This is a genomic window from Paenibacillus sp. J22P15, assembly GCF_056269345.1.
Genome location: NZ_JBWDNT010000034.1, coordinates 1 through 12,530, shown reverse-complemented (window position 1 = coordinate 12,530; position 12,530 = coordinate 1). Strand labels below are relative to the sequence as shown.

The window sequence follows — 12,530 nt, the reverse complement described above, 5'->3', positions numbered from 1 at the left end:
TCTCCTTTTACACGAATCCATCTATCGATTTTGGTCTGATTAGAATGTAGCACTCAACCCGTTTTTTTTCAATTGTTGCTTCTCTTGAAAACAAATAAGCCAAGGTTCCGACTGCAAATTCGCTACAAAAACCTGCCCGTTAGCTTAACAAAAAAATGGAGCAGCTGCCGTAACAAACTGCTCCTTGATTGTTCAACTATCGTGTCCCGTTAGCTTAAAAATCGGTTGTTGCACGAAGCAGAGAAAATGCTATTTAAATTTGGATCGCGATTTGAATGACATACTTATCTGGATCCCCAACAGCTAAATAACTAAGTAATTCATATTCGTACGCATTGCCCATAATGGTCAATTTATTATAGGTAATATAAGACTTTAGCTTCTCATAGGACGCGGGCAAGCTCTCGTAAGATCCCTTGTGATTCATGATTAAATATTTGCCCTTTGGCTTGATATAAAGTAACTCGCTGTTATGCTTATATCTGATTTTATTGGAATAATAATCGGGATCATAGACCCCTTCCTCTACATGTTTTTTACAAATAATCGAACCGATGGGAAAGTCATAATCGATAAGGTGTTCGTCACAATAATCAAAGATACTATATATTTTTTTGACATGATCTTTTTCATCACCTTCCTTCGAAAGTCTAACCGCAATGAAAAACTCTTCCTCACATTCCTCGACCCAAGGCTCCCCACAATTAACATGAAGTGCACGATTAGTATTATCAATGGCTCCCTGTAAAAGCCTCTGCATTCGCTCTAACTTTCTTTGTTCTTCAACCAACTGTTGTTGCTTTTGCTTGAGCATCGATAAAAAATGTAATGTATTTTGATCTTTTATATATTCTTTTATTTCATTCAACGACGTTCCTGTCTCTTTCAAAACTGCAATCGTATCGAAGGTATAAAACTGCTTGTAAGAATAATAACGATAACCGTTTTCCTTAACGATCTCCGGTTTTAATATACCAATGTCATCATAATGGAACAACGTATGCTTCGTTACCCCACATACCTTGGCGAATTCACTCGTCGTAAAGTATTGATCATATTCCTTAGACATTTATGTTCTCTCCTCTTGACTATCGGGTTACCCTATACTTCAAAGTAGGTTATCGTAACCATTACGCCCTGTCAAGAAACATTAGTCGTAGCAACCAATTGAGGGAGGATTATTCATATTTGAGCTATTCGTCGCTCATAATACCTTACAGGACGCAAAATTTTGATATTTCACATCGGAGGATTACTAAATGTCTACCCTACACCTGTCTAAACTTCAACGCTGGATTGTGCTCGCGATTGTATCCAGCGCTCTATTTCTAATAGTCATCGACATGACGGTACTTTACACGGCCTTGCCGCAGTTAACATATGATCTTGCTGCTACCGCTTCGGAAAAACTTTGGATCGTTAATATTTATCCACTTGTAATGGCTGGACTATTACTAGGTCTAGGTACACTAGGAGATCGTCTAGGGCATAAGAAACTCTTCGTCATCGGTCTAGCTATCTTTGGGATTGCTTCACTAATTGCTGCCTACGCGCCGGTACCACTCGTACTTATTGCTGGGCGTACGCTGCTTGCTGTTGGCGCAGCCATGATGATGCCTGCAACACTCTCCATTATCCGTACTACCTTCTCCGATGAGCGTGAGCGCTCACTGGCTATTGGCATTTGGGCATCCGTCTCATCTGCTGGGGCTGGGGTAGGCCCACTTATTGGCGGCTTATTACTAGAGCATTTCTGGTGGGGGTCGGTTTTCCTCATCAATATTCCTATCGTTATTATCGCACTGATCCTGGGCGTCTTGTATATTCCAAACCGTAAAGGGAATGTGAACATAACGTGGGATTTCATTGGTTCCGTCCAGATTATGATCGGCCTAGTTGCTATCGTATATGCAATTAAGGAGATCAGCAGACGTGAAGGTTCAATTGTAATCGCATTAATATCTGCCATAATTGGAGTCATTGCTATGATCTTATTTGTACGCCATCAACGTAGAAGCCCTGATCCATTAATTGATTTTTCTTTATTTAGAGATTCGCAATTTTCTATAGGAGTGGTGACAGCTCTATTGTCTTGCTTCGCACTTATTGGGATGGAATTCATCGTTACCCAGCGACTTCAACTAGTTATTGGATATTCTCCCCTAGAGGCAGGTTTGTTCATTATTTTTACTCCAATAGCTTCCTTCATCTCAGGTGTACTCATAGGACTGATATTGCATCGTGTTGACAAGATCAAAGTGCAATGGGTCTGTCTGTTGGTCTCTGGATTGGGGATGGGTGCCCTTCTGATCACTCATAACGGAAATATAATCACACAGATCGTAGCACTAATGATTCTGGGTGTAGGTCTTGGGGGAGCGATGACAGCTGCTTCAAATTCGATTATGATAAACGTCCCAGAAGAAAAAGCTGGTATGGCCGCATCAATTGAGGAATTATCGTTCGAACTAGGTGGTGCTCTAAGCATTGCGCTTCTCGGCGGTCTTTCGTCGTTTGTCTATACAGCTTCATTAGTTCTTCCTGAAGGACTATCTGTCTCGGCGGTAGTTCGGGACAGCCTTGATGAAGCACTTATGGCCGCAGAAAGCTTGCCGCCCACAGATAAATCCACTCTTATTGAACTAGGACAATCTGCTTTTGATAAGTCGTTTAGTGTTGTTCTTGCAACTGCGACAATAATCCTTTTCGTCACTGCGTTTATGATCCGAGCCGCATCCAAACGTGCAAAGATTAGGGACAATAAGCATTAACTCCATATTATAGCTATAATTATCTGCTTCAAAAAAATGGATTTCTGCTATCCTGCCCTTAGCTTAATAAAAAAGCCGGAGCAGCTGCCGCGGCAAACTGCTCCTATTATTACAGTAAAGTCACCCGTTAGCGTAATCTTGAACTATTCTTAAACAATAACGTAGGCAGCTGATCATCTAGCTGTCTGCCACAGTGTTTTATTCAACTCTCGTGTCCCTTCGTTTTTCTCTTTCTCAATGCAGCAACAACGAATGTTATTACCAAGATCACAACAAAGGAGATGATGTAAAGAACAATCTGAGTAACTTGTGCTAGCCCGTCATTTACATTGGTCCAGAACCACAATGATCCTAACATTAGAATTACGGCATTCATGATGGTGGCTGTTACTAACGAACTTCTGCTCATCAATATCGAAAAGATCATCGAGAGCAATATTGGAACAATTAACGTCACCATATTTTCATCCAATTTATGTGCACCTACTTGGGATATTATTTTGGATATTGTACCCATGTAGTTTTCGCACTATCCTGCCAGTTAGCGTAATCCGTAGTATTTATCCTTTTGTTGGAGCCAGTTGACAATTATGTTTCTAAAGGTGTATATGGGTAGCTCACAATAAGCTACGTCGTCGGAGTATGGGTCGATTATCCTCACGGTTGTATTGTTTAGCTCGACCACATGATACTTCACACCAGATAGGGTTTTGTTGGTCATTTTACCGCTCAATATTTCATTAATCGAATCAATCACCCAAATACCTTTTTCATTTTTATCTTGAAGATTTGTCCCGATAAAAGTAACTAACAAATCAAAACCTATTGGTAAAGAAATTACTGGTACTCCGTTCATATCAATAAGTTTAAATTTCATAAATACACCTCCTTCGTATTATTGCAATGGTAGTAATCTGCCCGTTAGCTTAATAAAAAGAGCAGGCTACCGTAGCACCTACTCATCAATGTGTATTATTCAACTATCGTGTCCCGTTAGTTGAGCGGTGAAACTGTATTTTAATAAATAGTATCGTGATGTTCACCTTCTTTAGGATCATTATTCTTCATACAAAAAGACATAAAAATCGTTCGCTGATTCATAAATCATTACCTATTTGATATTATCAACTTGTTCTTTAAGTAAGGAATACATCCTCAGTTCAATCAATTTATAAGATCCGATAGTTTTTACGGTTAATCCGCATCATTTATGTATTTCTCGCGTTCTAATCGCTTTTTTTCTCGAAAGTCTCCTATAGCTATCAAACACTGTTTGGTTTCCATATTCCAGAATTCATTTTGAGTATGGCCTTTCGAAAATGAAAATATAGTATCTATCATTTCACCGAAACTCAATTCTCGGTTTTCATCCCAACATAATGCCAAGAGCTTAGTTATTTCATGAATTTGTTTTGAGTCACGCAATGTTATACCTCCCAATACTTAGAACTTATCCACTTGGTTCTTATTCTTCAGTAGCAGATGCTTATTCATCTCATAATGCCATTAACCAGAAAGTCACATCACATAGTAACTAAATAAGGAAATCGTTCCTTATTTGTTCAACTAACGTTCCCCGTTAGCGTAACGCAAAATGGTTATTCATTAGTCAAGTTTAATAATCTTATCAAAGCAGTATGAATCTTTGTCATAGCCATTATGCTCGTAGAAAGCATGGGCATCGGTTCGCTTCATCCCGGTACATAGAATAATGCTGGATATTCCGCTGTCTTTCGCATAATTTTCAGTGTATCGTAGCAGTTCAGTGCCTACCCTATGCCGCTGAAAATCATTATGAACAGCAAGGCCGGTTATATGCAGATAACCATTCGCTGACCCTACAGCTATTGCATGAACGATAGATATGAAACCAACAACATGATTCTCAAGTAACGCTACAAACGTTTTGTAATTGCCGGCTTTGATCATCTGTTCCATCGTAACGCGAAAGTTCTCATCCGTAACAGTACGAACGCCAAGTACATCGTTCCATAAGAAAACAACTTCAGTATAATCGTTTGCTACAACTTCTCGTATCTTAATTTCCATGCCTGCCCCCGTTAATAAAAATATTCGCGAACAAAAGGATTCGACAATTGATGAAGCAATCCTGCCCGTTAGCTTAATAACAGAGCCTAAGTGTACCAGTCATAAAAACCAATACATGTGAGCCATCAATATTAAGTCATCCACATGTCTGGAGTGCTTAAACAGTAAAAAAACCAAACGGAACCTCTACCGTATGGTTTCAGATATGGATGTAACATCGAGAAATCGCTACCGTAACTTTATTGTTATAAACAACAAGCCAAATTTAAAATTTGAGCTCAGCTCATCCCTACCGCTTCACCTTATAAAACTAATGATACAACTTCATGAGTGCCCGCTTCTCAATCCTCGACACATAGCTCCGACTAATCCCCAGTTCCTTCGCAATCTCCCGCTGCGTCCGTTCTTCTCCGCTCTGATCGAGCCCGAGCCGCCCACGAATAACTTCCTGTTCACGAGCATCGAGTATATCTAAATTACGATAAATCTTACTCTTCTCAATCTTCAACTGCACTCTGTCCACAATATCATCGGCTTCCGTGCCAAGTATATCGATAAGTGTAATTTCATTACCCTCTTTGTCCGTTCCTATCGGATCATGAAGTGATACGTCCTTACGAGTTTTCTTAAGTGATCTTAAGTGCATAAGTATTTCGTTCTCGATACAACGAGCAGCGAACGTTGCTAGCTTCGTGCCTTTACCCGTTTGAAAGTTTTCTATCGCTTTGATGAGACCGATCGTGCCGATGGAGATCAAATCCTCGAGATCTTCCCCAGTATTGTCGAATTTTTTGACATTGTGGACACGAAGCGATGTCATTTGGAGTGAAAATAATTAATGCAATACATTACTGCTAGCCAAGTTGCTGGGCAGTGGCAGGCTTGTGATTTCCGCAGCTAGGAGGCTTTATTACGTTAGTAAAACAAGGTTTTTGATTGAGATTTGATTCTTCATTCAGTAATATCAAGTAATATACAAATTTAGTTCTTTTGATATGTCAATATCGTCTATAAGGAGCATGTAGAACTTGTTTTGAAGCTAGAGATGGAGGAAATGAAAAAACCCACAACCTCATGCGGTTGTGGGTTTGACTAATGGAGGCGAGGGGAGTTGAACCCCTGTCCGAAGACTACGCCACACAGGCTTCTACGATTGTAGTCACAGTTTTGATATCACCCGAGTAGTTTTCAACACACTTTCTATTAATTAAGAACCTCTGCGAGATAAATAATACATCGGTATCTCTCTGTATGCCATTTAACTAACGTCCATATTGGAAGCGTCTTGCTCACTTAAGCGTTATTGATGAAATAGATGAACATGCTGCAAGCAACAACAACATCAACTAATGCCCACAAGAAACTTTTACGAATTAGCATGAGCACAGCCGCAATTACGCTAATGAAACAAGCAATAAGCATAGTAAAAAAAGAAGTGAACAATCCACCAGATAAAATCATTAACACATATAATACGACAAAGACACAAACAATTGCTTGTACTATAGGAATAACCTTTGGGCTTGTTCTGATATTGAGTAATAAAATCCGCATTTTTGTTAGACCTCCAACTCTACAACTGATATCTGTCTTGAAAACATACTTATAGAATACATGTACCTCACACATATTATACGTAACACATAGCATTAAGGTAGCAATAAGGATTAAATCCAGTATAGCTCACATAGATCGCTAATTCCTTAGTTACCTGTCCCGCGGTCTCACTCTATAATTCATTGGAAAGAAATTTGAGGCAATTAACGAAACCACCTCACCCACTAACAGGATCGAATTCTTGTGTCGTATTTATAGTAACAAAAAACCCGACCTCATGCGGTCGGGTTTAATCATGGTGGAGGCGAACCGTGGCTGTGCAAAACCACAATTCGGATCGTCCACACTAAATTGGACATATTATTATGCACAAACCTATAAAGATTCAAACTCAAAGGATTCTCCAATTCCCCTTCATACGTATCCTCATTAACAAACCTTCCAATACTAGGATCATAGTATCTGGCTCAGAGATAGTAAAGATTGCTCTCTTAAAAGGTCCGATGGGCTTCATCGCCTTTCCCGATTTATTCGGCCCTGTCTGTCTACTGATTGGTGTAAAATCAGACTGCAGAATCTCCTTTGCTGGGCGTTTCTTAGACAAAAAAACCGAATGGGACAGCCTCATAGGACTGTCCCGGCTGTTCCATTTTTTTCGCGTGCGAGAATCGCAAAAACTATTTCAAGATGTTTTTGGCAACTTCGACCAAATCCATAATATCGATTTTGCCGTCTTTATTGATATCCGCCACTTTCGCTGTATTCCAATCCGGGCTGCTGCTGTTTTTGCCATAATGGGCCGCCACGATACCAAGATCTCCAATGCTAATCTTGCCGTCTCCGTTCATGTCACCCGACGATCCAGCAGCTGTTACGGTTACGTCATGGTCGGCACCGGCCGCCGCTGATTCCGTTCCATCTTCATGGCCCAGCTTCACGCTCGACACTCGGATTGTTGCTACCATCTCTTCTTCGACTTCCCTCGCCTTGAAGGAAAGCGTGATTAGGTCGGTATCTTCAACAATCGCATACTCCGTGCCGGCGCTAGCCAAGATGAAGCGTACTTTTCCGGCTTCGATTTCCTCCATCTCCACTATGCTTACACCTTCCTTAGCGGAGATAGCACCTGTAAATTCGAATGCATTCGTGTCATATTGAACGATGATATCACCTGCATATGCGGCCTTCTCGATGCCGGCTACACCAAGCGTAACATTCAAATTACCGCCCGCTCGAACGGTATCACCGCCCGACAAGACAGCGGATGCGCCTGCAGCATGAACCGGGGAAAAGAATGCTATTTCTGCCGCTGCCGCCCACTTATCTTCCTTGTCCCCATACGAATTTTTAATAACTAATCTTACTTTTTTTGCAGTAATCGGAGCAAATTTGATTACTTTCAAAGAACGGTCATTTGCTAATGATTGATTTTCGACAACCTTTTTCTCAAGGCCATTTTCGTCGGTCACATATAGATCGATATTCTTGAAAGTACCGTTATTACTAGCACCTTGTCTTGGCAGATACGTCATTCGGTCTATTGCCACAGGCTCATTAAAGGTAAATGTCAAGGATTGTGGCAAGGAAACAGATGAATTGCTCCAATCTGAATGCCAAATTGTCAGACTATCACCATCAATTACTTTGTTAGCTTCCTCTCCAGTATAAGAAGATGTAGCCTCAACTGTCATATTGGAACTTGGTATTTTCCCCGCACCAGATCCCGCACCAGATTTTTCAATAATAATATTATCAAGCTCACCTTTAATTGAATTCGTCTTTGAACCTATTCTGTTAAGCGGTAAAGCAAAAGTCGAGTTTCCGATGTTTTCCTTTTTCGTTATGTCGTTATGCACGTATTTCCCTGTTGCATCCCCTTTAAACTCATCGTTGACATAAAGGGACGTCTTTAAATTAGAAGTTTCTATCTTGATATTTACCCATTCTCCAATCGCAAGCTTATAATCGAATGTATAGTCATGAAGTTCTCTTGTGAAACCTAGCTTTCCGTCTTCCATTATTCGAATATCATGTGTCCCATATGGACTATCATTTTCAAATAATATTTCGCCTTGCTTGGCTTCTTTCAATTTTAGATCGAAGGAAAGGGTATTCCCTTCTCCTAATTGATCCAGCGGCGTTTCAATATAACTTTCGTTCCCCTGAAGACTTAGCGCCTCCGAAGACGTTCCTTTTACAAAAGACGCATTTACAGAATTGAATAAATTCCGGCCGTTTATACTGAGATCTTTCATTTCATTTTGTTTTTCAAATGTATATTTGGCATATTGCCCATTTTCAGATTTTTGTTCAAACAATGGATTGGAATTTGGAGCAATTCCAACAATTTTACCGATATTATTCACATTTTCCAGACTTCCTTTTTCTTTCCCGTTTGCCCAAGTCTTTTCTGCCATTACGGGTAAAGCGTCTTGAAATCTTTTATACATATCCATTTCTGTTAATCCACTGGAATGTTTATCAATATTGTCATTCCAAATTGCGAAAGCTGCACCTAGCACCTGATCAGAACCGGCGGGAACTGGTTTCCAGCCTGATTTTGTTGACAAGATATTAGGCTCAAAGTTATTAAATAACCCATTGGTGTTCAAATAGTCATTATATGCTCCTCTGCCTCCGGTGCCGTTAGGGACCATGTACATATAGGAATCAATCGTATTAATCAATTGATATCCCATATCGTACATTTCCATTCCATCTGCCCAATCCCTTGACCAAAGGTTCATTTGAACATTTTCAATCGCTTCTTTTTCTATTTTTGTAATTGGGTTATCTTTAATCCAAGAAAGTCCGCCCCACATACGAACTGTATTCGTTTCCTTCATATAAGGGACAAAGTCATTAAGGAAATTTCGATAAGCCCTATAATTGGATAAAAATTCATCTGCTCCAATATGAACCACCGTTTCACTATCAAAGGTCGGATTCGACCCTTTGGTGTAATCATCAAAGATTTCTTTTATTTTTTCAATGGCTTCTGGTTTACTTATATCTATATGATCCACTAATGGACGTTTATTTTGCAGTGGCGATCTTTTATTTTCAACCATAATCTCAGGAAAAACTTTTGTAAATGAATTAGCGTGTGCAGGAACATCAATTTCGGGTACAATATTTAATCCAATATTTCTTGATTGTACAATAAAATCTTGAAATTCCTTTTTGGAATACGCGTAATCTTTCGCGGTTGCAGATTCACCCTTATTATTTGTAACGCCGGATTCCAATCGGAATGCATCATAGGCTTTAAATGCTTCAGCTTCTGTTTCGCCTACACCATAGTTTTCCAAGAATATATAATTGTCGCTTAAATGAACTTGGAAGTCATTCATTTTATGCCACGCCATGTTTTTTGCAATATCTTTTAAGCTTTCCATTGAAAAAGGTTTACGCGCAACATCTAATACAAATCCACGAACCTTGTATTTAGGGTAATCTCGCATCTCTCCATAAGGAATCGAATTTTTATTATCACTTTGAACGAGTATTTGTAGAATAGAACGGGTAGCCCAATAAGCTCCAATTCGATGAGATGCTTGTACAGAAACCCTATCATTGATTTCCATATGATACCCTTCATTCCCTAAAAAGGTATCGTCGGTATCCAGTGTAAAGTAGAAGTCCCCCTCCTTCGGTTTATTTCCATATACGATATCAATATCTCTCCCTGTAATATCTTTATAATCCGCCTTAAACTCTGTTGCCATATCTTCTAGAGAGTCTTTATATTTATTATCTATTACAATGTTACTATTGCCGTTTGCGGTAAACTCCTTATTGCTGTCGCTGTACCACTCAGCTAATTCCGGTGATACAGATGGCTTTTCATTTCCTGAATTTTGTTTATGAATTCCCGGAATCAACACTTCGAATTCATTCGTGATTGTTACTTGATTTGTAGATAGATTTGTGATCTTCAAAGCCATCTTAACCATTTTTTCTGTGAGGGGCTTTTGAACTTCAAAATCCTTATTTACGATTTGTTCAAAATCTGCGCCATTATTTTCAATGTTATACCCTTCAATTTCCGGTACAACAATTGTATTTAATGTTTCATTATAAGTAGGACGGACATCCTCAATTGAAAGTTTTCCTGATTCTAAATCTGCCAACGTAAAGGGATGATCCAGTAATTCAAACTCCGCAATCCCTACATTATCCCACGTCTTGTCCTTATGGCTTTCTAAAGCATCCACTTTTATGTATCGGGATTTGATGGGATTAGGCAGTAACACATTATCACTGATCGTTTCAGTATCCAATTCTCTTTCAATACTGTACACTTCTTCTGTAAAATCTTGATTATTGGAGAAAACCACTTTATACTTTTTCAGATTATTCTTATAGGTGACATTTTTTCTATCTTCCAAAAATAATCGGAAAAATTGTAGTTGCTTTTCATCCCCCAAGTCCAATACCAAGGTTGGCAATGTGTCTCGTGAGGAAGATAAACGCGTAGTAACGTCCCCATCGACTGCCTTGTCATACGTATTGCCCTGTCCTTCACTATATTTCCCCGTAGCTGTTGCTCCTAAAGCAACATTCAATGGTTGTTTATAAAGCTCAAACTCCACAATGCCTGCATTATCCCATTGATTATCTTTATGAGTCTCTACAATATCAATTTTTATATAACGAATATTCATTGACTTGGATAATAATACGTCGTCCCTATTAGTCAATGTGTCCAATTCTCTTTCGACACTAAAATCTTCTCCTGTAAAATTATCGTCTTTGGAAAAAGAAATTTTGTACTTTTTCACATTATTTCTATACTGAACGTTTTTCCGATCCTCTAGAAATAAACGAAAAAATTGCACTTCTTTTTCCTTCCCCAAATCTAAAATAACCGTAGGTTTTGTATTTTTTGAAGAGGATAAACGTGCATCTAATCCATTGCCTTTATCGCCATCCACTACATTAGAATATTCACTTCCTGGCTCAGCGTTGGTACCTGTTGCTATAGCGTTTAATGCTACATTTTCATTTATATTTGCAGTTGTAGTTGCTGCAAATACTGGAACGGGTATGAGACTTAAAAGCATCAAAACCATTAAACAAACTGATATAGACTTTTTACACTTGATAAACATAAATGGATACCTCCTAATTTGCTCTATACAACTTACCGCTGAATTTCATCAAAGAAGATGGCACACTTGATGGAGAAACTTGTATTTCCAAAAGCAGTCGATGATTAATTCCCCTCGAGTTAAGGGTTTCCTTTCTATATAGTATAATTTGCTACTCAAACCTAACATAATTGAAACCGCATTCACATGATCATTTTTGTTTATTTATTGATATTTTATCTTCATCGTTACACTAAACCCTAATTACTGAAGATGCATGAAATGAGAATCCCTCTGAACTGTTTACCGTTTATGGGTGAGCGTCAAATATCCCCCACCTAGCGGCGGGAGCGTGATTCAATCTTTGATTGGGTTAAATGGAATTGTACAAATTAGCGTTAAAATCTGACGAGCTAGCCTTCGGTATCTTGAGTTATTCTTCACAGAAACAAGGTTGGCATGTCAAGCGAACGGGTGGGAAATGCGATTACGAAGTCGACCTTATTCTAACAGCTATAAATAAGAAAGTCATTATACAAGCAAAACACTGTCAGAAAATGAGGCTATCCAGCAAGGATGTATACAATTGCAATGAAGTATGGGTTATCAATAATAGCGGCATTGCAGTAACACTACGTATCCCATCAGTGTTTCCTCGGATTCATACACGCGAATCAAACAAACCTAATAACTACGCTATATACCAATCATCATGTATGCAGAACAAACAAAAACACCATCCTCATGCGGATGGTGTTCATGATCGTGGAGGCGAACCGTGGCTATGCAAAACCACAATTCGCCGTAGTCTGATGTTGAGATTGTTTGGAGAGGTAGCTTAATTAATCCGTCCAATGATTCCTCTAGCCATAGCTTATCTTGTTCAACTATCGTGTCCCGTTAGCGTAATAACTTGATTATTGGTTAGTTTCCCCATTATCAAAAAATACGTGAATTGAATGTATAGGTGAATTATCATCCCATTCATTATCAGGTACAAAATGAATACCTTTCACATTGGTTGGTTTAAACCGCCACCACATAGTATCGTATAAGAACT

General features: G+C 39.1%; 9 protein-coding genes and 1 pseudogene. 2 read left to right on the top strand and 8 right to left on the bottom strand.

Annotation, left to right across the window (positions count from 1 at the left end; genetic code table 11):
- Nucleotides 1-253: 253 nt before the first annotated feature.
- Nucleotides 254-1,069: a MerR family transcriptional regulator gene (locus AC0YN6_RS29785; protein WP_475751780.1), complete on the bottom strand. Its 816-nt coding sequence runs from the start codon at nt 1,067-1,069 to the stop codon at nt 254-256.
- Nucleotides 1,070-1,259: 190 nt separating this feature from the next.
- Between AC0YN6_RS29785 and AC0YN6_RS29780 the strand changes: the two genes are divergently transcribed.
- On the top strand, nt 1,260-2,771 hold the full coding sequence (locus tag AC0YN6_RS29780; RefSeq protein ID WP_475751778.1) for an MFS transporter: 1,512 nt from the start codon (nt 1,260-1,262) through the stop codon (nt 2,769-2,771).
- A gap of 541 nt (nt 2,772-3,312) precedes the next feature.
- Here AC0YN6_RS29780 and AC0YN6_RS29775 read toward each other — a convergent pair.
- From AC0YN6_RS29775 to AC0YN6_RS29745, 7 genes and pseudogenes are all read right to left on the bottom strand, one after another.
- Nucleotides 3,313-3,648 (bottom strand): hypothetical protein, encoded by a 336-nt coding sequence (locus AC0YN6_RS29775; RefSeq protein ID WP_475751776.1) that lies wholly within the window; start codon nt 3,646-3,648, stop codon nt 3,313-3,315.
- 317 nt (nt 3,649-3,965) lie between these two features.
- Nucleotides 3,966-4,196, bottom strand: coding sequence for a hypothetical protein (locus AC0YN6_RS29770; RefSeq protein WP_475751774.1), 231 nt, complete (start codon nt 4,194-4,196; stop codon nt 3,966-3,968).
- A gap of 180 nt (nt 4,197-4,376) precedes the next feature.
- Nucleotides 4,377-4,820, bottom strand: a complete 444-nt coding sequence (locus tag AC0YN6_RS29765) for a GNAT family N-acetyltransferase (protein ID WP_475751772.1) — start codon at nt 4,818-4,820, stop codon at nt 4,377-4,379.
- A gap of 310 nt (nt 4,821-5,130) precedes the next feature.
- On the bottom strand, nt 5,131-5,640 hold the full coding sequence (sigK, locus tag AC0YN6_RS29760) for an RNA polymerase sporulation sigma factor SigK (protein WP_475751771.1): 510 nt from the start codon (nt 5,638-5,640) through the stop codon (nt 5,131-5,133).
- A gap of 473 nt (nt 5,641-6,113) precedes the next feature.
- On the bottom strand, nt 6,114-6,374 hold the full coding sequence (locus tag AC0YN6_RS29755) for a hypothetical protein (RefSeq protein WP_475751770.1): 261 nt from the start codon (nt 6,372-6,374) through the stop codon (nt 6,114-6,116).
- A gap of 362 nt (nt 6,375-6,736) precedes the next feature.
- Nucleotides 6,737-6,844, bottom strand: a pseudogene (locus tag AC0YN6_RS29750) (RHS repeat-associated core domain-containing protein); the annotation flags it as partial.
- 210 nt (nt 6,845-7,054) lie between these two features.
- Complete coding sequence (locus AC0YN6_RS29745) at nt 7,055-11,491, bottom strand: discoidin domain-containing protein (protein ID WP_475751768.1); 4,437 nt, start codon at nt 11,489-11,491, stop codon at nt 7,055-7,057.
- 356 nt (nt 11,492-11,847) lie between these two features.
- Here AC0YN6_RS29745 and AC0YN6_RS29740 point away from each other — a divergent pair, with 356 nt between their 5' ends.
- Entirely contained in the window at nt 11,848-12,312 is a 465-nt protein-coding gene (locus AC0YN6_RS29740; protein WP_475751767.1) for a restriction endonuclease, read from the top strand.
- The last annotated feature ends 218 nt before the right edge of the window (nt 12,313-12,530 follow it).